Below are 26,267 nucleotides of genomic sequence, written 5' to 3'. Positions count from 1 at the left end.
TACAGTCACGAAGATAAGTATGAAAATACCCCATAGTGGACAGCGACACGCCGGTTTCATGAATCTGTCGAAGGGGAGGCATCGGCTGCGTCGCGGCCGCCGGGGCGTCAGACCACCAGCCGTCGACCGCGACGCCTGCAGGAAGCAAGAAGAAAGAAGCACCCTAGGAGTCGGCAGCGGCCAACACCGGAGCGGTGGAACCGGAGCCACGCACCCCTTGCGCCAAAGGCACCAGACAGATGGCCACGGCGCCCAGCACTGCGGCCACCCCGAAGGTCGTGAACCCCAGACCGGCGTTCCCGCCCGCGACGACAGCACCGCCGAGCGTCGGCCCCACCACCGCACCGGTACGACCCACGCCCGTGACCCAACCCAGGCCCGTCGCACGCTCGTTGGGGGCATACGTCCTGGCCGTGGCCGCGTAGACCATCACCTGCGCGCTGAAGAGCCAGATGCCCGTGAAGAAGACGATCGCATAGGCGGCCGGCAGCGGCAGGTGCACCCTGAGCAGGAAGGTGCCGCATGCGGTGAGCAGGAACCAGATCGCGGAGACCTTCACCGGGCCGAAGCGATCGGCGGTGCGCCCGGCCACCAGCATCCCGATGATCCCGCCCGCGTTGATGAGCATGAGGAACGTCACGGACGAGGACAGCGAATACCCCGAGGCCCGCATCAACTCCGGCAGCCAGGTGGACACTCCGTACACGAGCAGCAGTCCGGAGAAGGAAGCGATCCACAGCAGCGGCGTCGCCCAGCGAGTGCCGCCCTGGAAGAGGTCGGCCACCGCGGACAGGCGGCCCCTGGCGCCCGCCTGGGGCAGGGCGACGTCCTCGGGGCTCGCCAGCCCGTACTTCGCGGCGACGGCGTGCGCGTCCTGCGTACGGCCCCTGGCGAGGAGCACGCCGGGCGATTCGGGCAGCCATCTGGCCACCAGGGGGACGGCCACGAGCGCCGGAAGGACGCCCGCCCAGAAGACCCAGCGCCAGCCGTGCCCGGGCGCGACGGCGAGGCCGATACCCGTGGCCGCCATACCGCCGGCGTGGTAGGAGGTCATCATCAGACCGGTGGCCAGCGCGGCCCTGCGCGGCGGCGCGAACTCGGCGACGATCGCCAGGCCTATGGGCATCAGGCCGCCCAGTCCGAGTCCCGAGACGAACCGGCCGGCCCCGAAGACAGCCACACCCGGCGCCAGGGCGCACACCGCACTGCCGAGCGAGAAGAGGACGATGCTGCAGGTGACCAGCGGCTTGCGTCCCCACACGTCGGTCATGGTTCCGGCCGCAAGGGCACCGATGAGCATGCCGAACGTCGTCCAGCTGCCTGCGGTCCCGGCCAGCGCCGGGGAGAAGCCCAGGCCGGGATCGTCGAGAAGGTGGGGCATCACGGCGCCGTAGATGTTGACGTCCATGCCGTCGAAGAAGACAGCCAGCCAGCACAGGGCGATGACGACGGCGACCGTTTTGAATGAGCGGGCTGGCCGGGCAGCACCAGAAGCGGTCATGGCCTCTCACTTCACTGGAGTGCGGATGCGATGGGGATCGGACGGCGCTGGAAGGAGTCCTGCTGAGGACACCAGGCTTGTCCGCGGAGTGAACTCTGATTCATAATTGACTGGCTGTGAGTGTCCGACCGTGCCCAGTCCTTGTCAACGGGTTCGGATGAACCCGTTGAGTGCCGCGTGAGGTGGATGTCATGCCCGAAGATTCCGTACGTCCTCTGGAGCGAGGCCTTGCCGTGTTGCGCTGTCTGGCCTCACCCGGGGCCCAGCAGATGCGGGCGAGCGACCTGGTGCACGCGACAGGCCTGGCGCGTTCCACCGTCGACCGCGTCGTCGCGACCTTGATCCATCTCGGACATGTGCGACAGCACGGAGCGGAGCTGCATCTCACGCCGCGCCTGATGACACTGGGGAACGCCTATCTGGCGGCCAGCGGTCTGACGCGGGAGATCACACAGCGGGTGGCCGCGTTGGCTGACGAACTGCAGGAATCGGTTTCCCTGGCGGTGGGCGATCGTGACGGGGTGCGCTTCGTGGCCCAGTCACCCCGACGTCGTGCGGTGTCCGTGGCCTTTCAGGTCGGTGACCTGCTCCCGGCGGAGCGTTGTGCGGCAGGAGCGGTGTTCGCCGCCGACTGGGACGAATCGCAGTGGGCGGCCTGGCGGCACCGGACGGCAGCCGACCCCCGTGGCGTGGCCTTTGCCCGGCTGCGGCCGCAGCCCATGGGGGAGGCGGAGTTCGCCGGCCGGGCGAACGAGGCCCGCCGCCACGGGTGGGCTCTGGACGACCAGCTGGTCGAGCCGGGGCTGGTGGCCGTCGCGGTCCCCGTCGACGCCCCAGGCCGCAGCCCGTACGCGCTCAGCATGGTGAGCCATGCCAGCAGGCACTCCGCCAAGGACCTGGCCCAGCTCGCCCTGCCCCGGCTGCGCCGGGAAGCCACGGCTCTGGCCCGGCTGCTCGGCCAGGGTGCGGCACGGCCGCCGGCGCTCCATCGGGACGTCGAACCCGAGTCGGACGATGCCGTCGGCGAGGCCAAGAGCGAGTTGGGGTCCGGATTCCTGCAATCCCTCGCCAGGGGACTGGCGGTGATGGAGGCTCTCGAATCCGCACACGGCGACGGCCTTCCTGTCGCCACCGTCGCACAGTTGACCGGACTTCCCCGCACAACTGCCAGACGTTGCCTGGTCACCTTGGAGCAGCAGGGGTACGCGGAGCACACCGACGGGCACTTCCGCCCACTGCCACGGGTCCTCGAACTCGGTCAGGCGCGGGTCGCCGCGATGTCGTTCACCGACCTGGTCACACCGCATCTGCGCACTCTGGTGGACCGCGTACAGGAATCCGCCTCCGTCACCGTTCTCGACGGCACCGACATCCTCTACGCGGCACGGGTGCCTACAGTGCGGATCATGGCCGTCCACATCGCCATGGGCACCAGGTTCCCGGCCTACGCGACCGCCATGGGCCGCGTTCTGCTGTCCGGTCTCGACGCTCACCGGCGAGACAGTGTCCTTGCCGCTTCCGAGCTGACGGCCTACACCCAGCACACCGTCACCTCGCCCACGCGTCTGCGCACCCTCCTCGCGGCAGTCGCGGAGCAGGGTTACGCCGCCATCGACGAGGAGTTGGAAGAGGGGCTGCGTTCAGTGGCCGTGCCGATCAGGGACGGCGACGGCAACGTCATCGCCGCGCTGAATGTCGCCCAGCACTCCGACGGCACCTCCCTGCGGGAGGCAAGTGAACACCTCCTGCCCGCACTGCGTGAAGCGGCACATGCCATCGAGGGCGACCTGCACAATGTGACCCGCTTCAGCACCCTGCACATCCCCTGACGCCAACCACCCGAACATACCTGCCACTAGGGATTGGGTACACGTGCAAGCCATCCAGATCTGTTGTGAGTACTATTCAGTAAAGTAATGGCACACGTCTTCAGGGAGAGTCACTGTGGCCGAGAATCGGGACGAAGCGACCAGCCTCAGGCCGTTGTACGCCGCCCGGCTGGCTGAAGACCTGAAGCGCAATGCCGAGGAACAGGAACGACTCAGCAGCGAGGTGGCCGCGCTCCAGGAGAAACTGGAGACACTCCGCAACGACCACGCTCTGCTCGTCAACATGCAGCAGGCGCTGGGGGGCACGGAAGATGCGGACGAGAGGGCGTCCGCGAGTGCCCCCAAGGCCTCTGTTCCCCAGCAGGCGACGCCCGCTCCCCACTCCACGGACGCGGCCAAGGGCGGCAACGGACCGACTCTGCGCGATCTCGTGGTCACTCACCTGAGTGGGGAGGGTGAACCGCGCTCGGCCCTCGAAGTCACCGACGCGCTGACCGGGGCCCATCCGGACCGGGGCATCAAGATCACGGTGGTGCGCAGCACTCTGGAGGCCATGGTCGCCAAGGGACATGTCCGTCGCAGCAAGCAGGGCAAGTCCGTTTTCTACTCGGCGGATTCCGCCTCCGCCGCAAGTAAGCGGCAGCCTGCGAGCGCCTGACCGGAAGGCCCGCCCCGTCAAGATCGGACCATACCTGAGGTGGCACCGCAAACACGTTGCATTTCCTGATAGTTGACGATCATCCGCATCATGGCTCGCCCGGTGACCGATCGGCTTAGCTGAATACGGTCGTAGTCGGCACCGGGGCGCATGCGCCGCGGTGCGAAGAAAGGAATGCTGCGGCTGGGCCAGCTTGCAGGTGAGTGACCGCATTGACCGCGGCACCGCAAGTGGCTGCGAGCTCACTGCGGGGAGACATGCATGTCCAGCTTGCGTAGCCGGATGACCGGCGGGCAGCAAGCCACGGCCGATCACGGCCGATTCGAACATCACACGGGCGACGGCCCTCCAGCGGCCCACGGAGCGGCGACACGTGCAGTGACTGCCGCCCATGAGGCTTTCGGGTCATGGGCGGCCCTGTCCCCCGCGGAACGGGGCTCGGTATTTCTGCAGGCCGCCCATCTGTTGATGGTGCGCACGGGTCAGATCGTCCAGACGATGGCCGCGGAAGCCGGTTCGGCGGGCCCGTGGTCGGCCTTCAACGCCAAGCTGGCGGCACAGATCCTGATCGACGCGGCGGCCGCGACCGCCCTGCCGACCGGGCAGGTCCTTCCCGCCCCCACGCACGGAGCCTGCTCCCTGCACGTGCGGATGCCCCTGGGGGTGGTCGCCGCCATCACCCCCCGTCATGCGCCGCTCCTCCTCGGGGCTCGCGCCGTGGCGCTGCCTCTGGCTCTGGGCAACACCGTGGTCCTCAAACCCAGTGAGGACGCCCCGTTGTCCGGTGGCCTGCTCATCCACGAAGTGCTCACCGAAGCGGGTCTGCCGGACGGCGTCCTCGGCATCGTCACCCATGCACCTGCCGACGCGGCAGGCGTCGTGCACAGTCTCATCGCCGACCCGCGGGTACGTGCGGTGACCTTCACGGGCTCGACCGCCGTGGGCCGCGAGGTCGCCGTGGCCGCCGCACGCCATCTGAAGCCGGCCGTTCTGGAGCTCGGCGGAAAGAACTCCCTTCTCGTCCTCGGCGACGCGGACATCCACTACGCGGCACTCGCCGCGGTGGTCGGCTCGTTCCTGGACGCGGGACAGGGCTGCTTCAGCACCGAGCGCGTGTTCGTCGACCGCTCACTGGCCGATGACTTCCTCGCCCGTGTCGCCGAGAGGGTCACGGCCGCGGCCGGCGAGGGCCCGACATGGCCCGCCGGCGTCTCCGGCGCCATGGCCGACTCCCGTGCGGCGCGGCGGGTGTCGAGGCTCGTCGCGGATGCCCTGGCGAAGGGCGCGACCGCGGTGACGGGCACCGGTGCGATCGAGGCGGACGGCAGCTCTCTCGCACCCGTGGTTCTCACCGATGTCACACCGGACATGGACGTCTGGTGGGAGGAGATCGCCGGCCCGGTCATGGTGGTGCACAGGGTGGACAGCGTCGAGGAGGCGGTCGCCCTGGCCGGCACCCCGCCCTTCGGGTTGACGGCAGGAGTGATCACCGGGGACTGGGCGGCCGGTCTCGACATCGCCCGAAGGCTCCCGGCAAGCGCCGTCCACGTGAACAACCGTGCCGTCGCCGACGAGGTCCGGGCACCGCTCGGCCACGTCGCTGACTCGGGGTACGGCCGCCACGCGAGTCACGCGGGTGTCGAGTACTTCACCGAGGCCCGCTGGATCACCGCCGGGGTTGCGGGGCGCCCCGAATTCCCGCTCTGACCGCTGCCACCCACTGCCGCCCGCCGCCACCCCACCGGTGACCGGCCGGCCCAGCCGTTTCCACACGAGCGCCGCTTGTCGCGGCTGCCGATGTCTTCCGGACCGACCGTCCCGGACAACGTTGCCAACGAAGGGATTCTCCCGTGCGAACTGTGATCGTGGGAGCCGGGTCCGCCGGCCTCGTCTGTGCCTGGCAACTCAGCGCAGACCCAGGCCATGAGGTCGTCCTGGTGGACGCGGGTATCGACCCCGGCCCCGACGTGCCCACCGAACTGCGCACGGAGATCCTCCTGCCGCCGCACTACTACTGGCAGTACACCGACGAGGACACCGGCAACTTCCTGCCGCGCGGCAAGGTCCTCGGCGGAAGTTCCGCGGTCAATGCGGCGGCAGCGGTCCGCGGTCACCCGTGGTGCTACGACTCCTGGGGGTCGGAGCTGTGGTCGTACGACGCCTGTCTGCCGGCGTTCCGTGCCCTCGAAGACGACCAGCAGTTCGGGCTGGAGGAGTGCCACGGGGCCGAGGGACCGATAGCGATCACCCGGTGCGAGCAGAGCCCGTTCGATGTCATGTTCCAGGACGCCTACAGGCGCCACGGTCATCACCCCGTCGCCGACCACAACGCCCCCGGAGCCCTCGGTTTCGGCCCCTTTCCCACCAACCGCGTCGGCGGAGTGCGGATGAGCACCCTCGTGAGCGTGCTCCCCCTCATCCGTTCCCGTGCCAACGTCGTGCTGCGGCCGGACAGTGAAGTGCTGCGGGTGCTGGTCAGCGGCGGCGCTGCCCAAGGTGTGGTCCTGGGGGACGCGCACGGGCAGCAGCACATCATCGAGGCCGACCGTGTGATCCTGTCGGCCGGGACGTTCGGCACGCCGGAAATCCTGTTCCACTCGGGCATCGGCCCGGTCGACGACCTGCGCAACGCCGACCTGCCGGTCGTCGCGCACGCACCGCAGCTGGGCACGAACCTGTCCGACCATGTCCTGTTCCAGATGAACGTGGACGTCACCGACACGTCCCGACTCCCCATGCCGGGCGGCCAGGGCACACTGCTCACCTACGAGCTGCCCGGCAACCGTCATCCGCAGGCGCAGATATTCGCCTACCACGCCCCCTTCTTCGACCCCACCGCAGGCCCGCACACGGCCGCCGTGACCGCATCGCTGGTCACCCCCGAGAGCCGAGGTCATCTCACGCTGGGCCGGGGACGAGCGCGAGTCCACCTCAATCACCTGTCGGCGCCCCTGGATCGGGCACGGGCGGCCGACATCGTCACCACCGCAGCGGACATCGTCGACGACCTGGCCGCTCAGGGGCGGCTCGAACTGCCCGACGCGCCCTGGTGGCGGAGCGAGGACCTGCAGGAGGCATGCCGGGCCCAGGCGCTGTCGTACCACCACCCGGTGGGCACCTGCCGGATGGGGCACGACGACGCCGGTGTCGTCGACGAGCGTCTCCGGGTCAAGGGGGTGGACCGGCTGATGGTGGCCGATGCCTCTGTCATGCCGACCATTCCGCGGGCCCACACGAACCTGGCCGCGATGATGATCGGCTACCGCGCGGCCGGCTTCGCGGCCGAGTAGCCGCCGCGCGGGGAAGTGCCCCGGGACAACTCCCCGTCCCGGGGCACGTCCGCATACCTGCCGCCCGGTGGGGCGGGCCGGGTCAGGCCCCAGCGGGCGGCTCTCCCAGCAGTCGGCGGATGTCCGCCTGGTCGTAGCCCAGTTCGGTCAGGACATGACGGCTGTGCTGGCCCAGGGTGGGAGGCGCGGACCGTACCGGCGGCCGGACGCCGTCGAAACTGACCGGGCAGGCGATCTGCTGCAGCGGCCCTGTCTGGGGGTGGTCCACGGTGCGTACGATGCCGAGGGCGTCCGTCTGTTCGCTGGTCAGCACCTCGTCGAGGCTCCGGATCGGGGTGACCGGGACCCCCACTCCCTTCAGCAGCGTGCACCAGTGCTCCACGGTGCCCCCGGCCAGTACGGAGTGCAGCTCGGTCTCGAGCGGCCCGCGGTGCTCCACGCGCGCGCGGTTGGTGCAGTACCGCGGATCGTCGGCCCACTCGGGGCGTTCGAGTGCCTTGGCCAGATGGCGGAACTGTGCGTCGTTGCCGACGGCGATGACGAAGTAGCCGTCGGCGGCCCGGCAGGCCTGGTAAGGCGTCAGGCTGGGATGGCCCGAGCCCAGCCGCCGGGGCCGCTCGCCGGTGGCGAAATAGCCGGTGGCCCAGTTGATGTGGAGGGCCAGCAGGGATTCGTACAGCGAGGTGGTCACGTACCGGCCCCGGCCCGTCGAGGCCCGTTCCAGCAGCGCCGCGACGACCCCGATCGTGCCGAACAGGGAGGCTGCGAGGTCGCCGATGGCCGAGCCGGCCCGCACCGGAGCCCCGTCGGGCTCGCCGGTCAGCGACATCAGGCCGGCGGCGGCCTGGGCCACCATGTCGTATCCCGGTTCGTCGCGCAGCGGGCCGTGCTCTCCGAAGGCGGAGATGTGCAGCACGACCAGCCGTGGATGGCGCTCGCGCAGCCGGTCGTAGGCGAAGGCGCGGGCCAGCGAGCTGCCGGGGCGGAAGTTCTCGACCATGACGTCGGCCGTGTCCAGCAGTCGGTGTGCCGCCTCCTGGCCCGCCGGGGTCTTCAGGTCCAGGGTGACGGATCGCTTGCTGCGGTTGGCCGCCAGATAGTAGGTGGCGTCCGGGCCGTTGAAGGGCGGGCCCCAGCTGCGCGTCGGGTCTCCTCCGTCGGGGTGCTCCACCTTGATGACGTCCGCGCCGAGATCGGCCAGCGTCATGGTCGCGTAGGGACCGGCGAGGATCTTGGACAGGTCGACGACGCGTATTCCGGCCAGTGGCTCAGACATCCGCCGCCTCCTTGGCCACCGACAGGGGGATGTACCCGCCGTCGGCGAGGTCGGCCAGGTGTTCCAGGGCGGGCAGGGGGAGGGTGCCGGGATCCTCCAGCAGGCCGCGGTAGGTGTGGGCCACCAGCATCTTGCGGCCGTTGCCGGTCAGATCCGCCTCGTACTCCGCCTGTTGCAGGAGCAGGGTGGCCATGACGGCGTGGCTGAGTTGGTTCGCATAGCCGCCGGCCAGCATCTGCTGTTCGGCCTCGGGCAGATCGAGGATCCAGTCACCCTTGGCACGCAGCGCCTGCCACCGCGCGGACAGCCGCGAACCGTAGGCGTCGGCAAGTGCGTGGTGCGACGATTCGCGGCGCATGCACCGTAGAACGTCCAGTGCGATGACGTTCGACGAGCCCTCCCAGATGGAGCCCAGGTGGGCGTCGCGCAGCAGCCGGGGATCGACCCAGTCCTCGATGTAGCCGTTGCCACCGCGGATCTCCATGGTCTCTCCGGTGATGAAACGTGCCCGCTTGCACAGCGTGAACTTGGCCAGCGGGGTGAGGACGCGCACCAGCTCACGGCAGGAGCCGTCCCCGCGGTCGGCGGCGTCCAGCCTGCTCGCCGCTTCCAGGACGAATCCCAGTGCTGCCTCGGTGTCCAGCAGTAGGGGCAGCAGGGTCATGCGCATCAGGGGCTGGTCGAAGAGGGGCAGGCCGAGGACGTGGCGGGAGCGGGTGTGCTCGACGGCCTCGCGCACGGCCCGCCGCATCAGGGCCGCGGCCCGCATGGCGTTGGACAGGCGCGAGACGTTGAGCATCTCGGCCATCTGCCTGAATCCTTCGCCGAGCCGGCCCACGGGCTGTGCGTAGGCGTCCTCGAAGGTGACCTCGCCGCTGGGGATCGACCGGGATCCGAGCTTGTCCTTGAGCCGGTCGATGCGTAGGGCGTTGCGCGAACCGTCGGGCAGCAGCCGGGGCACCAGGAACATGCCCAGCCCCCGGGTGCCCTCGCCCTGGCCGGGCACCCGGGCCAGGGCGAGGACCACGTCGGCGTCCGGGTTGGAGGCGAACCACTTACGGCCCCGGAGGGTCCAGTGGGTGTCGTGCTCGGTGGCCCGGGTCCCGGTGAGACCGACATCCGTGCCGCCCTGCCGTTCGGTGATGAACATGGCACCGGTGGCACGGGTGCGCGGGTCCGTGGAGGTGAGCGCCGCCAGTGCCGCCGCATGGCGTTCGGGGTCGAAGAGACGCAGGATCCGGGCGGCTGAATCGGTCATGGACAGCGGGCATGCCAGGCCGAACTCCGCCTGGACGAAGAGGTACGACAGGGCGTATTTGACCACGTGCGGAACGGGCGTGGCCCAGCCGTGGACGCCGGGCCGGTGGGACATGGCGGCCAGGCCGAAGTCCTCGTAGGCGATCTTCGCCAGACGGTCGTGCGCGGGGTGGTAGTCGATGGCGTCGATCCGTTCGCCGTCGGGTGTGTACGGCCGCAGCCGTGGTGGGTGGGCATCGGCCTGTGCGGCGAGCCGGTCGATCTCGTCCGCGGCGAGGGCGCCCAGCCGGGCCAGCAGCGGCTCCGCGCGCGCCCGGTCGTCCGGGTCGAGAAGTCGGTCCAGCAGCGGTCCGAGGGCCGGATCCTGGTGGGCGAAGTTCACGAGGTCTCTCCCGAGATGGCGGGCGCGGTGGTGCGCGGGGACAGGAGCGCGACATCGGCAGGCTCGGTGCGCCTGATCAGGGGCAGCACTCCGGCCAGGGAGATCACGGTGTAGCCCAGCCCGAGGGCCACGACGGGCCGGATGGATCCGCCGGCGGAGACCAGCGCCTGGGCCACGAGTGGGGCGGTACCGGCGAACAGGGTCGAACACATCTGGTAGGCGAGCGACATGCCGGTGTAGCGGACCTCCACCGGGTACACACGGGCCAGGATTCCGGCCAGTGCCGCGTAGTAGAGGGAGTGCGGGAGCGTCGCGAGGCCCATACCGAGTACGGCCAGCCAGAAGTTGCCGGTCCGGATCAGGACGAACATCAGCGGCAGCAGCAGGAACTCCGGGAGCAGCATCCACAGCACTGCCTTGCGCAGGGGCCACCTGCTGGCCAGGACGGCACCGAAGGGCTGCGCGATCACCTGCACCACGAGGGCGAGTGAGATGACGCTGAGGAACGACGTCCGGCTGAAGTGCAGGCTCGAGGTGGCCCAGGACAGGGCGAAGGTCGTCTTGATGTAGGTGATGGCCACGCCGGCCGCGCCCGCCAGGGTCCCCAGCACCGTCAGGAGCGGGAATCTCGTGAGGACCTGTCTGACCGGCAGCCTCGTCGTCTGCCTGCGCTCGAGCGCGACCCTCATCTCCGGTGTCTCCTCCAGCCGCAGCCGGATGAACAGGCCGACGATCACCAGCACGGAGGACGCGAGAAAGGGGACGCGCCAGCCCCATGACTCGAACGCCGCGTCGGGCAGCCGAGCGATCCCCAAGAAGGCCAGGGTGGCCAGCAGGTTGCCCACCGGCGAGCCCTGCTGGGCGAACGCGCCGTACAGCAGCTTGCGCCGGGGCGGGGCGTATTCGGTGGCGATCAGGACGGCACCGCCCCACTCCCCGCCCACCGCCACGCCCTGCACCATACGCAGCACCACCAGCAGGACCGGAGCGGCCGCGCCCCACTGGTCGTACCCGGGAAGCAGCCCCACGCAGACCGTGGCTCCGCCCATCATCATGAGAGTGATGACGAGCGCCTGCTTGCGGCCGTAGCGGTCGCCGATGTGGCCGAAGACCAGTCCACCCACAGGGCGGGCGAGGAAGCCGACCCAGAAGGTGGCGAACGCGGCCAGGGTGCCGATCGCCGTGGAGGTACCGGTGAAGAAGACCTTGCCCAGGACGAGCGCGGCGGCGGCGCCGTAGATGTAGAAGTCGAACCATTCGATGGTGGTGCCGATGAATGCGCTGACACCGGCACGGCGGGCCTGGCGGCCGCGGTCTGTCGAGTCGGGGATGATGTCTGCTGATGCGTCACGGGGCATGACGTCACTTCCTCTCGTGCAGCAGTTCGCTGGCGCAGACCTGACGGCGAGTCCCATGTCTGCGTGAGATGCCCCTCACTGTGCACGCTGTGTTCACCCGGCGTCCAAGACCAAAATACGGGTCACGTTGAGACACTCCGCGTCTCAATCGACTCAACCCGCAGTTGAGTACGGCGGCTCTATTCGATGTACGTGGGCGGCGTCGGCAGAACCTGCTCGGCGACACACAGGACCGCTTGGAGCGCGGCCGACCGATTGCCGGTGCGCCAGGCCAGCGCGATGGGCAGCACGGGAACATCCGCGCCCGCGAGGCGTCGGAAGCACACGTGGTCCAGGCGGATGGTGTCGGCCGACTCGACCACGATGCCCACGCCCACCCCCGCGCCCACCAGGGCCAGCAGGGTGTAGGCGTCCGGTGCCTCCTGCACGATGCGAGGCGCGAATCCGGCTTCGTGGCAGGCCTGCACCGTGGCCTCCCGCACGGCCGAGCCCCGCGAGGCGGGGAAGGTCACGAACGGCTCCCGCGCCAGTTCCGTCAGCGCTATTTCGGTGCGGCCCGCCAGAGGATGGCTGTCCGGCAGTGCCACCAGCAGCGGCTCCACGCGGACCACGCGCGCGGTGATGCCCCGGCGGACGGGCAACGAGACGAATCCCATGTCGAGTGTGTCACCGGCTATCTGACCCAACGCCTCCCCCGCGTAGGTCTGCCCCTGCAGTACGAGTTCGATGCCGGGCAGTTGAGTGGTCACGGCGCGGCTGAGCACGGGAAGACAGCTGTAGCTGCTGGCGCCGGCGAACCCGATCGCCACCCGGCCCACCGCGCCCAGCTCGGCGGCCCTGACCGTCCGGCGCACCACCGACGCGTCCGCCAGGAGTCCCTTCGCCGGCCCCAGCAGAGCCCGGCCGGCATCGGTCAGCCGGACCGAGCGCGTCGACCGCTCGAAGAGCCGGACTCCGAGTTCGCGCTCCAGGGCACGGATCTGTTGACTCAATGGTGATTGCGCCATGCGCAGCCGCTCCGCGGCACGGCCGAAGTGAAGTTCCTCGGCGACCGCGACGAACCCGGCGAGGTGACGTAGTTCCACACTCAGACCATGCCATTGCCGGAGGCTGAGCAACACGTTCGGAGCAGTGACTTCACTTGTCGGCTTCGTCCGCCAGGTGCACGGACACTGGTCCGGACGGGTGACGGCTCACCGGGTGAACTCGGATACGGGGGCGGCACACCGACACGCGCCCGAGTCCGGCCGACGCGGCCGCCGGCACGGAGGCCCTTCGCCCGCCGCACGGCCGAGGACCTTTGTCAAGGCGGCCGAGCAGGGCGGACGGCCCTGTCGGGCGGGGCCGCCCGAGCCGCGATAGAGGAGAGTTATGCGACAGTCCCGAATAGCGCCCTGTGCGTCCTCCCTCCTCCTCGCCGCCGCTTGCACCCTCGCTGGTCCCGCGACAGTGGAAGCGGCGCCCAGCACAGCAGCCACGGGCTACGTGGCCCTCGGTGACTCCTACTCGTCCGGTGTCGGAGCCGGCAGCTACTTCACGTCCGACGCGGACTGCCGGCGCAGCAGCCGGGCATATCCCGTCCTGTGGGCCGCGGCCCACGCGCCGTCGTCGTTCAGCTTCACCGCCTGCAACGGCGCCCGGACCACCGATGTCATGGCCGACCAGCTCGGCCCGCTCAGCCGCCGAACCGGCCTGGTCAGCATTACCGTCGGTGGCAGCGACTCGAGCTTCGCCAAGGTCATGGCGCTCTGCGTCCTGCCTGGGCAGACCGCATGCCTGTCCGCCATAGCCGCGGCGGACTCGTTCGTGGACGGAAGTCTCCCGGGCAGGCTCGACCGTCTCTACTCGGCCATCACGAGCAGGGCACCCGCCGCCCGGGTCGTGGTGCTCGGCTATCCCCACTTCTACCAGCTCCACGGCACCTGTTCGATCGGCCTCCGGGACACGGAGAGGTCCGCGCTCAACGCCGCCGTCGATCATCTCAACAGTGTGATCGCCAGGGGGGCCATCCACCACGGGTTCACGTTCGCCGACGCCCGCAGTGCCTTCGCCGGGCACGAGATCTGCTCGTCCAGCCCGTGGCTGCGCAGCGTCGACCCACTGGATCTCGTCGAGTCGTACCACCCGACGGCACCCGGGCAGTCCCTGGGCTACCTTCCCCTGCTCAGCGGAGCGGTCTGAGCACCGCCCCGCCGGCCGGTCCGGACCGGCCCGTCGAGGGCACGGCGGCGCAGGCATCCGGCAGGGCCGGGGAGTTGGAGTGGCTGATTCAGAGCGCGCTTTCCCCCAGGATCCGTAGGGTGCCTGCCCATGACAGTGACTTCGGACGGGTCGCCGCTCTGGCGCAACCGGCAGTTCGTCCTCCTCATCTCCGCGCGGGTCATTTCCGTGCTGGGCAACGGCTTTGCCCGGGTGGCGCTGGCGTTCTCGGTGCTCGCCCTGCCTGGAGCCACTGCGGGTCGGCTCTCCCTGGTCCTGGCCTGTCAGGCGTTGCCTCAGCTGGCGTTCATCCCCGCGACTGTCACAGCTGGTCCAGCAACAGCACGGGGCCTTTCGTCCGGCGGCCACCGCGACCTGCCGGATACACGAAACAGGACCCACACACCGAGCCGGACGTCTTCAAGCGCTTTCCCCTGACTCCTGTCGTCGAGTTGCCCAGTGATCTGCCAGCCGGCGCAGCCGCAGCCACGGACGTCCTCAGCGGGCGCACACGGCCTCGCGGCACGAAGCTGGAAGTCGAAGACCTGGCCCGCCTGTTGCACCTCTCACTCGGTGTCATCAGGGTCTCCCCGGGGAGCCGTCGGCCCAGGAGACCGGCTTCGTCGGCCGGCAATCTGCACCCCGTGGAGGCCTACGTGGTCCCCGGCAGCCTGAGCGGCCTCGACAACGGGGTCTATCACTTCGCGGCGCAGGTACATGGGCTGGAACGCCTGCGTGACGGTGATCACCGGGCCTTCGTCGAGAACGCAACGGCGTCGTCGGCGGATCGGCCGGCTGCCGAGGCATTCGTCGTCCTCACAGGAATTCCCTGGCGTACGGCCTGGAAGTACGCCGAGCGAGGCTGGCGGCACCTCTACTGGGACGCGGGCACCGTGATCGCCAATCTGCTGGCTGTCGCGGACGCCTACGGCATTGACGCTCGGCTCCTGTTCGGCTTCCAGGACGCCATGCTGTGCCATCTGCTCGGTATCGACGGCCGAATTGAGTTTCCGCTGGTCGTGGTGGCCCTGGGACAGAGCCCGAGCAGGCCCCGGCCGCTCGTGGACCACATGGCCCCGGTGGCAGTCGCGGCCGAGGAACTGCCGGCCGGGCCGGTGGAGTTTCCTGTGATCACGGTGGCTCAGCTTGCGGGCGTACTGCGCGGCGAGGACGAGGTCCAGACCTGGAGACGAGAGCCTTGCGGCCATGGGCCCGCGGCGGCCATCACTCCACCGGCGCCCCGAGCACTCGGTGCCGAGCCGGTCGATGCGCTCATTCTCGGACACGCCACGACCCGCACCATGACCCCGGAGCCGATCCCCGAAGAAGTGCTGAACTGGGCAATGGCGTGCGCCACCCGCCCGGTTCCCATGGATGCGATCCCTGAAGGTCACACCCTGCTGACACATCACCTTTCCGTGCACACCGTCGACGGAATGGAGCCCGGCCACTACCTCCACCGGTACCCTGCGCTCACCGCTCGACGTCTCCTGCCCCTCCCGGAGGTGCGCTCCGTCGCCACGCATCTCTGCCTCGATCAGGCAGTGGCCGGTGACTCCGCGTTCACCGTGTTCTCCTGCTCCGATCTGGCCACGTTGCTGCCGGCTCTCGGCGACCGCGGCTACCGTGGCGCGCAGGCTGAGGCGGGTGTTGTCATCGGTCGCCTTCAACTGGCCGCATCCGCGCTGGGATACGGAGCATCCGCCCTCACCTTCTTCGACGACGAGGTCGCAGGCGTGCTGCAGACAGGCGCTGCCTGCATGCTCGCCGCTGCGGTCGGCACATCGGCACGGAGGGGGTTCACCGACCGCGGTCGGCTCCGATATGGATCCTCGTCAGCGCAAAGATGATCAAGAGGTCGAGTGTCATCACGAGGATGGACCACGCCGGATAGTACGGAACGAACATGAACTGGGTGATCAGGCTGATCCCTGCCACCGCTGCGCCGGCCCCACGGCCCCAGCTCTTGTCCGTCAGAACTCCGAGGCCGGCAACGACGAGCGCCACACCGACCACAAGGTGGATCCAGCCCCATGCGGTCAGGTCGAACCGGTAGGCGTACCGGGACGCGGCGAACAAGGTGTCCTCTGCGATGCCGGATGCGCCCATCAGAATGCTGAGCGGCCCGCTCAGCATCATCATGGACCCGGCGAACAAGGACGCAGGGTTCATCATTTCGCTGCTGCCGGGCTCCCCGTGCCCGCGCTGTGTTCTGTTCGGCATCGCTGTCATGGGCGCGGCCTTCCTGGTACAGCGCGGCCACCGACGCACACTGCCCGTGCGAGGCCGGCCACGCTCTCCTGACAGGATCACCGCAATCCGTCGGCACCGCGACTGCAACCTGCGCGTTGTCATCACTGCGTTGTCGACGTGGGCGCGGGTGGAACATCGGGGCGCGGAGAGGCACGCTGTTCTCATGCGGTGGCTCCTCCGCACCTCCGCCGAGTCAGGAGCGGGCGATCATGGCCACATTCTCCTAAGGCTGGGGCAATGCGTGCCATTCGCAGTCCTGCTCGTCGGACTGGGCATCGAACTCTCGCCGATGCACTTCTTGTACACCGGGCCGCTCCTGACGGCGATGCCGGCGCTTGCCGCATTGACCATGGGCCCCCTGGGCACGCTGTCGGCAGCGGTCGGTGCCCTGGCCGTCAGCAGTACGTCCGCCACCATCCATCAGGCCTGGGGAGAAGGTCAGGTGTACAGCAACCTCCTGGGCCTCGTCGTGGTCTCGGTCGCCTGCGTCGTGATCAGCAATGTCATGCGGAAGCGCAGGGAAAACGAACTCAATCGGATCCGCCGCGTGTCCGCAGCGGCTCAGGATGTCCTGCTACGGCCCGTGAGCCCCCGCTTGGGTCCGCTCCGTGCCGCCAGCATCTACCTGGCAGCGGAGTCAGAGGCCCAGATCGGCGGTGACTTGTATGAGGCCGTCCAGACCCCCTACGGGGTTCGGATGATCGTGGGCGATGTCAGGGGCAAGGGCCTGCCCGCCGTGCGCGCAGCCGCGGCGGTACTGGGTGCATTCAGGGAAACCGTTCACTACGAGCGCGACCTGACCGAAGTCGTCAGTCGCTGCGCAGCCGCCGTGCAGAGGGAACGCGCCACCGCCGACCACGACGAAGAATACAAAATGGAGTGTTTCGTCACCGTGCTGGTCGCCCAGATAACGAACGGGTCCGTGGTCCAGCTGGTCAACCGCGGCCATCCGGCTCCGCTGGTCCTGCATCAGGGCAGAGCCCGCGCTCTCGGCCCCCGTGCGCCCATGCCACCCCTTGGCCTGGAGGATCTGACAGCCGGCCCTCCGGCCGCTACGGAGAGCTATGCCTTCGAGCCGGGTGACCGACTGCTGATCTACACGGACGGTGTGGTCGAGGCTCGCAACGAGTCCGGCGACTTCTTCCCCCTGCCCGCGGCGATGGAGGCTCTGGACGCAGTCACTCCGCAGCAGTTCCTGGAGGAGCTCCACCGGCGGTTGATCTGCCACACCCATGACGCCCTCATGGACGACGTGGCCATGATTCTCGTCGACCGGGTCCTGGAGAGCGCGCACGAGCCGAGCCCCGCTGCTCGCTCAGCCGGCCGCTGAGCGCCCTCCGGACCAGGTGCTGTCGGGAGGATCCTGCTGGACGACGAGGGCAGCTGGGGCTCCGCACGGGCCCACTCCGCCGGTGAGTGTCCGCGCGCGCATCGTGTGTACGGCAGCGGCTACCGCACGGCCGCCGCCGGTGGGCGTTCTCGAAGTGCGCCGTACCCGATGAAGTACGCGGGCAGCCGGCGCATCCAACGTGACCCGGTGAGCAGGCGTGCCATGCCCTGGGCTCGCTCTGCGCTGCCGAGAGGTGGGCGCCCCTGCAGGACGGGAGCGATGACACGGGCGTGGGCGGCCTGCTGGAGTGCCTGTGTGACGACCGTGGTGGGGCGGCGGCGCCGTTGCACAGCGCATACGTCGTGCGGGCGTACGGTCCCGCGGCGCAGTGGCGCGGTCAGGTGGCGGGCCGCGGCCACGGCGTCCTGGACCGCGAGGTTGATCCCGATACCGAAGATCGGGGACATGGCGTGCGCGGCGTCGCCGATGCAGAGCAGGCCCGGACGGTGCCAGCGGCGCAGGCGGTCCAGGCGTACGTCGAGCAGCTTCACCTCGTCCCAGGAGCCCAGCGCGTGCGCGCGGTCGGCGATCCAGGGGACGGCGGTGGTGAAGTCGGCCAGGAAGCGGTCGAGGCCGGCGGCGCGGCGCTGGGTGTCGGTGCCCTTGGGGATGAGCGCCGCGCACTGCCAGTAGTCGCCACGGTCGATCATCGCGGTCAGGAAGCGGTCGCCTGCGCTGCCGACGAGTCCGCGCGGGTCGCCTTCGTGGCGCGGAAGGCGGAACCACCAGGCGTCCATCGGGCAGGTGAAGCTGCGCAGTCCCAGCTCCGGTCGGGAGCGGGCCAGTGATCCGCGGCCGTCGCAGGCGACGGTGAGGAGGGCGCGCAACTCGCCGGTGCGGCCATCGGTGGTGCGGTAGCGCACCCCGGTCACCCGTCCGGATTCGATCAGGAAGGAGGTCGCTTCGGTGCTCATCCGCAACTGGAAGGACGGCTCGCGCGAGGCCTCGTCCGCGAGCAGGTCCAGCAGGTCCCACTGGGGCACCATCGCCACGTAGTTGTAGGGCCCGCGCAGCACCGTGAGGTCTGCGACGGTGACCGTCGAGCGGCCTGACCCGAGAGGCAGCTGGACGGTGTTCACCCGGCGCTGGGGCAGCCGGGCGAAACGCTCGGCCAGACCCAGGTCGTCCAGCAGCGCCAAGGTGGAGGGGTGGACGGTGTCGCCGCGGAAGTCGCGCAGGAAATCGGCGTGCTTCTCCAGGACCGTCACCGCCACGCCGGCCCGGGCCAGCAGCAGGGCGAGCACCATGCCCGCGGGGCCGCCTCCGACTACACAGCACGTGGTCTGTTCCATCACTGTCTGCCCTTCACAGGAGCAGTAATTCATCGGTCGATGAATATTGTACCCCCGTGCCGTGCCCGCGCTCCGGCGTCCGGCCCCGACGGTGCATGTCCAGCCGAGCGGGACGGCCGAAACATGCCGCCAAGCGGCGCAATCACCGGTGTGCCGCGGCCCCGCACAGGAGGCTGGACCCCTTGTCGGGGTCGTGTAACAGGAGTCGGGTGTGCGAAGGCCGCGTAAGCCGAACCGTCAGGCATGTCGTCCGCGCGCACGCCACGCCCCCCGGGCCGCTCCGGCAGCCGCGACGGCCTGCGCGTGCAGGAGCGACGGGTGAGGCACGGACGCACCGGTCGGGAGCCGGAGGCCGCCATGGCCGTACGGACCCGGCTGCCCGCGCCCCCGGCGTGGGTGCGCTGGCTTCCGGTCCTGTACATCGTGGCCCTTCTGGCGCTCGAACCCCTCACCCCCGTGGAATGGCCGGTGAGCTTCGCGCTGATCGCCGTACCTCTGGTGACCGCGTTCGCCCACGGGCCCGTCGTGGTCGCGGGCGCCACCGCGTTCGCCGTGGTCCTCGAAGGGGTGCTGGCCGGCACCCCGTGCTGTGCGGGCCGGTCGGTCGGCTATCTGTGGGACCGCCACTACGTGGCCTCCTACATCTGCACCGCCCTGGTGGGCGCCCTCGGCACGATCCTCGCCGCCCATCGGACCCGCCGTGAGCGCACGCTCGCCGACGTACGCTTCGTGGCCGAGATCGCGCAGCGCGTCCTCCTCAGACCGGTCCCGCACCGGATCGGCAACCTTCTCCTGGAAAGTCTCTACCTCTCGGCCTTCGCGGAGGCACGCATCGGCGGCGACCTCTACGAAGCCGTCCCCACCCCGTACGGGGTCCGGCTGCTCATCGGCGACGTCCGCGGCAAGGGCCTGCTCGCGGTCGAGACCGCGGCCCACATGCTCGGTGCGTTCCGCGAGGCGGCCCATGACGAACCCGATCTTCCGGCGCTGGCGGACCGTGTGGAGACGAGCATGGACCGCAGGGCGACGCTGCTCGGTGGAAGCGAACTGGGCGAGCGGTTCGTGACTGCCGTCTTCGCCGAGATCCCCGCCGACGGCCGGCTCGTCCGCGTCGTCAACTGCGGCCATCCGCCCCCGCTCCTGATCCGTCCCGGCGAGGTACGCGAACTGGACAGAGGGCGGTCGGCTCCGCCGTTGAACCTCGGCATGCTCGTCGGAGACGCGTATCAGGTCGACGTCTACGAGTTCCTGCCCGGCGACCAGCTCCTGCTCTACACGGACGGCATCACGGAGACCCGCGACCCCGCCGGCTGCTTCTACCCCCTGCTCCAGCGCCTCCGTTCCTGGGGTCCCCTGCCACCCCGGGAGCTGCTGGAGCAGCTCCACAAGGACCTGCTGGCCTACAGCCACGACCGCCTGGAGGACGACACCGCAGCTCTCACCGTCTGTCTGGTCGCCGACGAACCGGCTGCGGCTCCTTCGCCGCCGGCCGGGGCGGGCGGAACCAGCTCACCGTGCTGACGGCCGGCCAGGACCTCGTGGTGGTCGGCGTCGAACGGCATGTCAGCGGCCCCGGGATCGCCCCGGTCCCACCTGCCGGACACCGTGGTAGCGTCCCGGCGGAGGCTCCGACGTGCCTGCCCCGGACGAGATGTGCGCCGTACCCGGCCCGCCAAGACGACGCACCAGCGGAGGCATCGTGGACACCGGCACGCACATGATCGACTTCACCGGCGACGCGCCCGTGGCGCGCCCTCTGGACGTGAGCTGGATCCACGGCTCGCCGTCGGCCAAGCACAACACCGACCCGGACATCCAGGTCCACGCCTACGACGAGCACACATTCATCCTGCGGCAGAACATGTCCGTCCACTACGAGGCGCCGTTCCTGTTCCTGCTGTGCGGCAACGAGCGGGCGGTGCTGATCGACACCGGCGCCACCGAGTCCGCCGAGTTCTTCCCGCTGCGCCAGGTGGTCGACGGGCTCCTCGCGTCCTGGCTCGCCCGACACCCCCGGGACGGATACCGACTGGTCGTGCTGCACACCCATGGGCACGGTGACCACATCGCCGGCGACGGCCAGTTCGCGGACCGTCCCGACACCACGGTGGTGGCCGCCGACCGCGCCACCGCCTGGGAGTACTTCGGGTTCGACACGGACGCGGACGCCGTCGCCCGCGTCGACCTCGGCGGCCGGGCCCTGGAGTGCCTGGCCACCCCGGGTCACCACGAGGCGGCCGTCACCTTCTACGACCCGGCCACCGGCCTGCTGCTCACCGGCGACAGTGTGTATCCCGGCCGGCTCTACATCCAGGACGTCCCCGCCTTCACCCGCAGCGTCGACCGCCTGATCGAGTTCGCCGAGCGCCGGTCGGTCACCCATGTGCTCGGCTGCCACATCGAGATGAGCACCGTGGCGGGCGTGGACTACCCGGTGCGCACCACCTACCAGCCCGACGAGCCGCCGCTCCAGCTCACCCTCGCCCACCTGCGCCGGATCCGTGAGGCGCTCACCGAACTCGGCGACGACCCGTCCTGGCGCGCCCACTCCGATTTCGTCCTCTGTCCACACAGCTGAGCCTTCCGTAGCCGCGAGGGGGACCGAGGGCGCCCGTACCCGTCCGACCGTCGGGGCGCCCCGGTCCCTCACGCGGCCGCCGTCGCCCCGCCCTCGTCGCCCCTGTCGCGGTGGATCGGCGTCTTCGAGCCGGTCAGGGGGATGCCTGTCCCGCCCCGCCGGGCGGCGACGATCTCCGCCACGATAGACAGGGCGGTCTCCTCCGGCGTGCGGGCGCCGAGGTCGAGGCCGATCGGGGACCGCAGCCGGGCCAGCTCCCGTTCACTCACGCCTTCGTCGCGCAGACGCCGGTTGCGTTCCTCGTGGGTGCGGCGCGAGCCCATCGCACCGACGAACGACACCGGCATCCGAAGGGCCGCCTTCAGCAGGGGTATGTCGAACTTCGCGTCGTGGGTGAGCACGCACAGGACCGTACGGGCGTCGGTTCCGGTGCGCCGCAGGTAGCGGTGCGGCCAGTCGACGACGACCTCGTCCGCGTCGGGGAAGCGGGCCCGTGTCGCGAAGACGGGACGGGCGTCGCAGACGGTCACGTGGTAGCCGAGGAACTTGCCGGCACGCGCCAACGCCGAGGCGAAGTCCACCGCACCGAAGACGATCAGGCGCGGCGGTGGCACGTTCGACTCGACGAGCAGGGTGAGGCCGTCGGGACAGCGCGAGCCGTCCGCGGCGATGTCCACCGTCCCGGTGCGCCCGGCCTCCAGCAGCGCGCGGACCTCGGCCGCTGCCGTCCGGTCCAGCTCCGCCAAGCCGCCGAGTGAGCCGTCGTACGTGCCGTCGGCGCGCACCAGCAGAGCCCGGCCGAGGAGTTCGGCCGGGCCGCGGGCGACCCGGGCGAGGGCCGCCGGTTCGCCGCGGACCACGGCCGAGAGGGCGGGCGACAGGGCCGCGCGGGCAGGCGCCTGCCCGGCCACCGGTGTGATCAGCACCTCGATCGTCCCGCCGCAGGTCAGTCCCACGGCGAAGGCGTCCTCGTCGCTGTAGCCGAACCGTTCCGTGACGCTGTGGCCCGTCTGGATGGCCTGTCGGCACAGGTCGTAGACGGCGCCCTCCACGCACCCGCCGGAGACCGAGCCGATGACGGTGCCCTCGCTGTCGACGGCGAGGGCGGCGCCGGGACCGCGCGGCGCGCTGCCGCCCACCGCCAGCACGGTGGCGACGGCGAAGTCCCGGCCGTCCTCGATCCAGCGGAGCAACTCCTCGGCGACATCAAGCACGTGGCTCTCCCGCCAGGATGACGCGGTCCGGCCTGATCGGCAGGCTGCGATGGCGTATGCCGGTCGCGTGCCAGACGGCGTTGGCGATGGCGGCCGCGGCGCCCACGATGCCGATCTCGCCGATGCCCTTGATCCCGACCGGGTCCTTCGGGTCGGGGTCGTCGATCCAGTCGGCCTCGATGTGGGGTACGTCGGCGTGCGTGGCCACGTGGTAGCCCGCGAGGTCGGCACCGACGTGACCGCCCGAGGCGCGGTCCCGGACCGCCTCCTCGTGCAGGGCCATGGAGATGCCCCAGATCATGCCGCCCCGGAACTGACCGCGTGCGGTGAGCGGGTTGACGATGCGGCCCGCCGCGAAGATTCCGAGCATCCGCCGCACGCGCACCTCGCCGGTGGTGACATCCACGGCCACCTCGGCGAACTGCGCCCCGAAGGAGTGGCGTTCGGCGGGAGCGAGAGCGCCGATGGCCGCGGTGGTGTCCGAGCGCACCGTGATTCCCTCCGGGGGGATGCCGGTGCCCAGGGCCAGCCTGTCGCGCAGTTCGTCGGCCGCGGCCGTGACCGCCCAGGCCCAGGAGCGGGTCCCCATGGAACCGCCGGCGATCATGGCAGGTCCGAAGTCGCTGTCGCCGATGCGCACATGGACCTGCTCCGGCGGCACGCGCAGTGCGTCCGCCGCGACCAGGGTGAGTGCGGTACGGGCCCCGGTGCCGATGTCGGCCGCAGAGATACGGACGGTGAAGGTGCCGTCCGGATGAGCGGTCACGCTCGCCGTGGACGGCAGAGCGCCCGCGCCGAAGGAGGCCGCCGCGGTCCCGGTGCCGAGCAGCCAGCGTCCGTCCCGGCGCAGGCCGGGACGCGGGTCCCGGTCCGTCCAGCCGAACCTGCGCGCGCCCTCCCGGAAGCAGGCGGGCAGATTGCGGCCGGCGAACGGCAGGCCGGAGACGGGCCCCTTGTCGGGTTCGTTGAGCAGCCGCAGCTCGATGGGATCGATCCCGCACTTCTCGGCGAGCTCGTCGAGCGCCGCCTCCAGGGCGAACGACCCCGGCGCCTCACCGGGGGCGCGCATCCACGTCGGGGTCGGCACGTCGAGCCGTACGACGCGGTTGGCGGTGTGGTGGGCGTCGGCGTCGTACATCACCCGTGCCACTCCGGCGCTCGGTTCGACGAACTCGTGCACGGTGGAGGTGAGGCTGACCGAGCGGTGCTCCAGTGCGCGCAGCCGTCCGTCGGCACCGGCGCCGAGCCTGACGCGCTGCGTGGTGGGGCTGCGGTAGCCGGCCAGTGAGAACATCTGGCGGCGGGTCAGGACGACACGTACGGGGCGTTGCAGGACGGTGGCGGCCATCACGGCGGCCACCTGGTGGGCGCGGACGCCCTTGCTGCCGAAGCCGCCGCCGACGTGTTCGGAGCGTACGCGCACCGAGGCCGGGTCGAGCGAGAAGAGGCTGGCGAGTTCGCCGACGACCCAGGTGGTGCCCTGGTTGGAGTCGATCACCTCGAGGCGGCCGCCGTCCCAGCGGGCGGTCGCCGCGTGCGGTTCCATCGGGTTGTGGTGCTCTTCGGGCGTGGTGTACTCGGCGTCCACGACGACGGCCGACGCGGCCAGTTCGGCGTCGAGGTCACCCTTGGCCGTCACCGCCGGCACATGGCCGTCCACCGGGTAGGCGTCCGGATGCTCGCCCTTGAAACCGACGTCGTGGGGCTCCTGTTCGTACTCGACCACGAGCGCCTCTGCGGCCTCCCTGGCCTGCTCGGACGTCTCGGCGACGACCAACGCCACCGGCCAGCCGAGGTGCGGCACCCGGTCGTGCTGGAAGACGGCGCAGGTCGGGTCCGGCTTCGATCCCATCAGGCCCGCGTAATCGGTCTCCACGCGCGGGGCGTTGCGGTGGTCCAGGACCGCGAGGACGCCCGGCATGTCGAGGGCGGCGGCGGCGTCGATCCCGCGGATGCGGCCGCGGGCGACCGTGGACAGCACCAGCCAGCCGTGCGCCAGGCCGTCGAAGGGGACCTCGCCCGCGTAGCGGGCCGCTCCGGTGACCTTGTCCCTGCCCTCCACGCGGGTGTGCGCGGTGCCGACGGAGGGCGTCGGCGTGGGTGTTCCGGTGGTGACGGTGGTCATCGGGCGGCCTCCTCGGCGAGTTCGGTCAGCACGGCCACCGCGAGGTTGCGCATCAGGGTCACCTTGTATCGGTTGTGCGGCAGCGGCCGCGCCGCCGCCAACTCCGCGTCCGCCGCGGCGGCGAAGGTCTCCACGTCGGCCGGCGCACCGGTCAGGACACGTTCGGCCGCGGCGGCCCGCCACGGTCGGGAGGCGACCGCGCCGAGGGCCAGGCGCACGTCCCGGACGACGCCGTCACGGACGTCGAGCGCGGCGGCGACCGAGCCGATGGCGAACGCGTACGAGGCGCGCTCGCGCACCTTGCGGTAGTGCGAGCGGGCGGCGACCGGGGCGGGGGGCAGCACGACGCCGGTGATCAGTGCACCCGGCGGCAGGGCGGTCTCACGGTGCGGGGTGTCGCCGACGGGCAGGTAGAACTCGTCGAGCGGCAGTTCCCCCGGTCCGTCAGCGGTTTCGAAGCGCACGACGGCGTCGAAGGCGGTGAGTGCGACGGCCATGTCCGAGGGGTGTACGGCCACACAGTGGCCGGACGCGCCCAGGACCGCGTGGTTGTGGTGTTCGCCCTCGACGGCGGGGCAACCGCTGCCGGGGACACGCTTGTTGCAGGGCTTGGTGACGTCGGTGAAGTAGCCGCAGCGGGTGCGCTGCAGCAGGTTCCCGCCGACCGTGGCCATGTTGCGCAGCTGCCCGGACGCGCCGGCGAGCACCGCCTGCGACAGCGCCGGGTAGCGGCGCCGGACTTCAGGGTGGGCGGCCAGGTCGCCGTTGGTGACGGTGGCGCCGATGCGCAGGCCGCCCTCCGGCGTCGACTCGATCTCGTCGAGCGGGAGTTCGCGGATGTCGATGAGCCGGGCAGGCCGTTCGACGCCGGTCTTCATGAGGTCCACGAGGTTGGTGCCGCCGCCGAGGAAGCGCGTGTCCGGATCGGCGCCGAGCAGCGCGACGGCCCCGGCGACGTCGGACGCCCGCTGATAGCCGAACTCCCTCATGCCACGGCCTCCTTCGTCCCCGCTTCGGGGCTGACGCGCACGGCTGGAGCCGTGTCCGGGTACGGCCCGGCCTCGGCCGCCCGGGCCACCGCCTCGACGATCGAGACGTACGCGCCGCAGCGGCACAGGTTGCCGCTCATCCGCTCTCGGATCTCGTCGGCGGACAGGGGTGGTGATCCGGCTTCGGGCCGGATGTCGTCGGTGACGGCGCTCGGCCAGCCCGCCGCGTGTTCCTGGATCACCCCGATCGCCGAACAGATCTGTCCCGGGGTGCAGTAGCCGCACTGCAGACCGTCCAGATCGAGGAAGGCCTGCTGCACGGGGTGCAACTGCTCACCGTCGGCCACACCTTCGATGGTGGTGATCTCGCGGCCCTCGGCCGCCACGGCAAGTTGCAGGCAGGCGACGGACCGCCGACCGTCCAACAGGACGGTACAGGCACCGCATTGACCCTGGTCACACCCCTTCTTGGTGCCGGTCAGATCGAGGCGCTCGCGCAATGCGTCGAGCAGCGTGGTGCGGTGGTCGACGGGCAGTGTGTACTTCTCGCCGTTGATCTTCAAAGTGATGACACTGGACGTCGATGAGGCCATGAGGAGCTTCTTTCGCGTTACCAGGACAGACGGGATGGTCCGGCAACCGGGGTGCCGGATGCCGTAGAGAGCGCACGGTGCGG

General features: G+C 70.3%; 20 protein-coding genes and 1 riboswitch. Of the genes, 9 read left to right on the top strand and 11 right to left on the bottom strand.

Going from position 1 to position 26,267, the window contains the following annotated elements; all coding sequences use genetic code 11:
• Positions 1 to 163: 163 nt before the first annotated feature.
• Complete coding sequence (locus ACIRU3_RS25130; protein ID WP_404060183.1) at positions 164 to 1,501, bottom strand: MFS transporter; 1,338 nt, start codon at positions 1,499 to 1,501, stop codon at positions 164 to 166.
• A gap of 191 nt (positions 1,502 to 1,692) precedes the next feature.
• Here ACIRU3_RS25130 and ACIRU3_RS25125 point away from each other — a divergent pair, with 191 nt between their 5' ends.
• The 4 genes from ACIRU3_RS25125 to ACIRU3_RS25110 all read left to right on the top strand — a co-directional run bounded on the left by ACIRU3_RS25125 (position 1,693) and on the right by ACIRU3_RS25110 (position 7,278).
• Entirely contained in the window at positions 1,693 to 3,330 is a 1,638-nt protein-coding gene (locus ACIRU3_RS25125; protein ID WP_404060181.1) for an IclR family transcriptional regulator C-terminal domain-containing protein, read from the top strand.
• A gap of 115 nt (positions 3,331 to 3,445) precedes the next feature.
• Positions 3,446 to 3,988 (top strand): hypothetical protein, encoded by a 543-nt coding sequence (locus ACIRU3_RS25120; RefSeq protein ID WP_404060178.1) that lies wholly within the window; start codon positions 3,446 to 3,448, stop codon positions 3,986 to 3,988.
• A gap of 261 nt (positions 3,989 to 4,249) precedes the next feature.
• The gene (locus tag ACIRU3_RS25115) at positions 4,250 to 5,695 is read left to right on the top strand and encodes an aldehyde dehydrogenase family protein (RefSeq protein WP_404060175.1); all 1,446 of its coding nucleotides are present in this window, start codon (positions 4,250 to 4,252) and stop codon (positions 5,693 to 5,695) included.
• 143 nt (positions 5,696 to 5,838) lie between these two features.
• Complete coding sequence (locus tag ACIRU3_RS25110; protein WP_404060172.1) at positions 5,839 to 7,278, top strand: GMC family oxidoreductase; 1,440 nt, start codon at positions 5,839 to 5,841, stop codon at positions 7,276 to 7,278.
• Between the two features lie 82 nt (positions 7,279 to 7,360).
• Here the strand turns inward: ACIRU3_RS25110 and ACIRU3_RS25105 are convergent, their stop codons facing one another.
• The 4 genes from ACIRU3_RS25105 to ACIRU3_RS25090 form a co-directional block, all read right to left on the bottom strand.
• Positions 7,361 to 8,554 (bottom strand): CaiB/BaiF CoA transferase family protein, encoded by a 1,194-nt coding sequence (locus ACIRU3_RS25105; protein ID WP_404060170.1) that lies wholly within the window; start codon positions 8,552 to 8,554, stop codon positions 7,361 to 7,363.
• Entirely contained in the window at positions 8,547 to 10,193 is a 1,647-nt protein-coding gene (locus ACIRU3_RS25100) for an acyl-CoA dehydrogenase family protein (protein ID WP_404060167.1), read from the bottom strand. Before ACIRU3_RS25100 ends, ACIRU3_RS25105 begins: the two co-directional genes overlap by 8 nt.
• Positions 10,190 to 11,551 carry an MFS transporter gene (locus ACIRU3_RS25095; RefSeq protein WP_404060165.1) on the bottom strand — a complete coding sequence of 454 codons (1,362 nt, stop codon included), beginning with the start codon at positions 11,549 to 11,551 and terminating at the stop codon, positions 10,190 to 10,192. Before ACIRU3_RS25095 ends, ACIRU3_RS25100 begins: the two co-directional genes overlap by 4 nt.
• Before the next feature lie 179 nt (positions 11,552 to 11,730).
• On the bottom strand, positions 11,731 to 12,636 hold the full coding sequence (locus tag ACIRU3_RS25090) for a LysR substrate-binding domain-containing protein (protein WP_404060163.1): 906 nt from the start codon (positions 12,634 to 12,636) through the stop codon (positions 11,731 to 11,733).
• Between the two features lie 286 nt (positions 12,637 to 12,922).
• On the opposite strand from ACIRU3_RS25090, the gene ACIRU3_RS25085 reads away from it, so the two are divergent.
• Positions 12,923 to 13,732, top strand: coding sequence for an SGNH/GDSL hydrolase family protein (locus ACIRU3_RS25085; protein WP_404060160.1), 810 nt, complete (start codon positions 12,923 to 12,925; stop codon positions 13,730 to 13,732).
• Positions 13,630 to 15,600, top strand: coding sequence for a SagB family peptide dehydrogenase (locus ACIRU3_RS25080; RefSeq protein WP_404060158.1), 1,971 nt, complete (start codon positions 13,630 to 13,632; stop codon positions 15,598 to 15,600). The genes ACIRU3_RS25085 and ACIRU3_RS25080 overlap by 103 nt, the downstream gene beginning before the upstream one ends.
• Here the strand turns inward: ACIRU3_RS25080 and ACIRU3_RS25075 are convergent.
• Entirely contained in the window at positions 15,551 to 15,982 is a 432-nt protein-coding gene (locus ACIRU3_RS25075) for a hypothetical protein (RefSeq protein WP_404060155.1), read from the bottom strand. The genes ACIRU3_RS25080 and ACIRU3_RS25075 overlap by 50 nt on opposite strands.
• Before the next feature lie 184 nt (positions 15,983 to 16,166).
• On the opposite strand from ACIRU3_RS25075, the gene ACIRU3_RS25070 reads away from it, so the two are divergent.
• Positions 16,167 to 17,333, top strand: coding sequence for a PP2C family protein-serine/threonine phosphatase (locus tag ACIRU3_RS25070; RefSeq protein ID WP_404060152.1), 1,167 nt, complete (start codon positions 16,167 to 16,169; stop codon positions 17,331 to 17,333).
• Between the two features lie 119 nt (positions 17,334 to 17,452).
• Here the strand turns inward: ACIRU3_RS25070 and ACIRU3_RS25065 are convergent, their stop codons facing one another.
• Complete coding sequence (locus tag ACIRU3_RS25065; RefSeq protein ID WP_404060149.1) at positions 17,453 to 18,685, bottom strand: FAD-dependent oxidoreductase; 1,233 nt, start codon at positions 18,683 to 18,685, stop codon at positions 17,453 to 17,455.
• Positions 18,686 to 19,081: 396 nt separating this feature from the next.
• On the opposite strand from ACIRU3_RS25065, the gene ACIRU3_RS25060 reads away from it, so the two are divergent.
• Both ACIRU3_RS25060 and ACIRU3_RS25055 read left to right on the top strand, forming a co-directional pair.
• Positions 19,082 to 20,206, top strand: a complete 1,125-nt coding sequence (locus ACIRU3_RS25060; protein ID WP_404060422.1) for a PP2C family protein-serine/threonine phosphatase — start codon at positions 19,082 to 19,084, stop codon at positions 20,204 to 20,206.
• A gap of 98 nt (positions 20,207 to 20,304) precedes the next feature.
• Positions 20,305 to 20,372, top strand: a riboswitch (guanidine-III (ykkC-III) riboswitch).
• A gap of 12 nt (positions 20,373 to 20,384) precedes the next feature.
• Positions 20,385 to 21,263: an MBL fold metallo-hydrolase gene (locus tag ACIRU3_RS25055; RefSeq protein ID WP_404060147.1), complete on the top strand. Its 879-nt coding sequence runs from the start codon at positions 20,385 to 20,387 to the stop codon at positions 21,261 to 21,263.
• Positions 21,264 to 21,331: 68 nt separating this feature from the next.
• On the opposite strand, the gene ACIRU3_RS25050 is transcribed toward ACIRU3_RS25055, so the two are convergent.
• The 4 genes from ACIRU3_RS25050 to ACIRU3_RS25035 are packed head-to-tail and all read right to left on the bottom strand — an operon-like array spanning position 21,332 to position 26,184.
• Complete coding sequence (locus ACIRU3_RS25050) at positions 21,332 to 22,477, bottom strand: XdhC family protein (RefSeq protein ID WP_404060145.1); 1,146 nt, start codon at positions 22,475 to 22,477, stop codon at positions 21,332 to 21,334.
• Positions 22,470 to 24,602 carry a xanthine dehydrogenase family protein molybdopterin-binding subunit gene (locus ACIRU3_RS25045; RefSeq protein ID WP_404060142.1) on the bottom strand — a complete coding sequence of 711 codons (2,133 nt, stop codon included), beginning with the start codon at positions 24,600 to 24,602 and terminating at the stop codon, positions 22,470 to 22,472. Before ACIRU3_RS25045 ends, ACIRU3_RS25050 begins: the two co-directional genes overlap by 8 nt.
• Complete coding sequence (locus ACIRU3_RS25040; RefSeq protein WP_404060140.1) at positions 24,599 to 25,591, bottom strand: FAD binding domain-containing protein; 993 nt, start codon at positions 25,589 to 25,591, stop codon at positions 24,599 to 24,601. The genes ACIRU3_RS25045 and ACIRU3_RS25040 overlap by 4 nt, the downstream gene beginning before the upstream one ends.
• Positions 25,588 to 26,184: a (2Fe-2S)-binding protein gene (locus tag ACIRU3_RS25035; RefSeq protein WP_404060137.1), complete on the bottom strand. Its 597-nt coding sequence runs from the start codon at positions 26,182 to 26,184 to the stop codon at positions 25,588 to 25,590. Before ACIRU3_RS25035 ends, ACIRU3_RS25040 begins: the two co-directional genes overlap by 4 nt.
• Positions 26,185 to 26,267: the final 83 nt, after the last annotated feature.

This window comes from Streptomyces sp. NPDC101151 (assembly GCF_044768335.1).
Lineage (GTDB): Bacteria > Actinomycetota > Actinomycetes > Streptomycetales > Streptomycetaceae > Streptomyces.
This window is presented reverse-complemented; position numbering and strand designations above follow the sequence as displayed.

Excerpts from the sequence above, each read along its gene's own strand:
- ACIRU3_RS25070 (WP_404060152.1), top strand. The coding sequence starts at position 16,167 with ATGCGGTGGCTCCTCCGCACCTCCGCCGAGTCAGGAGCGGGCGATCAT.
- ACIRU3_RS25065 (WP_404060149.1), bottom strand. The coding sequence starts at position 18,685 with ATGGAACAGACCACGTGCTGTGTAGTCGGAGGCGGCCCCGCGGGCATG.
- ACIRU3_RS25095 (WP_404060165.1), bottom strand. The coding sequence starts at position 11,551 with ATGCCCCGTGACGCATCAGCAGACATCATCCCCGACTCGACAGACCGC.
- ACIRU3_RS25085 (WP_404060160.1), top strand. The coding sequence starts at position 12,923 with ATGCGACAGTCCCGAATAGCGCCCTGTGCGTCCTCCCTCCTCCTCGCC.
- ACIRU3_RS25075 (WP_404060155.1), bottom strand. The coding sequence starts at position 15,982 with ATGACAGCGATGCCGAACAGAACACAGCGCGGGCACGGGGAGCCCGGC.
- ACIRU3_RS25035 (WP_404060137.1), bottom strand. The coding sequence starts at position 26,184 with ATGGCCTCATCGACGTCCAGTGTCATCACTTTGAAGATCAACGGCGAG.
- ACIRU3_RS25040 (WP_404060140.1), bottom strand. The coding sequence starts at position 25,591 with ATGAGGGAGTTCGGCTATCAGCGGGCGTCCGACGTCGCCGGGGCCGTC.
- ACIRU3_RS25125 (WP_404060181.1), top strand. The coding sequence starts at position 1,693 with ATGCCCGAAGATTCCGTACGTCCTCTGGAGCGAGGCCTTGCCGTGTTG.
- ACIRU3_RS25130 (WP_404060183.1), bottom strand. The coding sequence starts at position 1,501 with ATGACCGCTTCTGGTGCTGCCCGGCCAGCCCGCTCATTCAAAACGGTC.
- ACIRU3_RS25115 (WP_404060175.1), top strand. The coding sequence starts at position 4,250 with ATGTCCAGCTTGCGTAGCCGGATGACCGGCGGGCAGCAAGCCACGGCC.
- ACIRU3_RS25045 (WP_404060142.1), bottom strand. The coding sequence starts at position 24,602 with ATGACCACCGTCACCACCGGAACACCCACGCCGACGCCCTCCGTCGGC.
- ACIRU3_RS25105 (WP_404060170.1), bottom strand. The coding sequence starts at position 8,554 with ATGTCTGAGCCACTGGCCGGAATACGCGTCGTCGACCTGTCCAAGATC.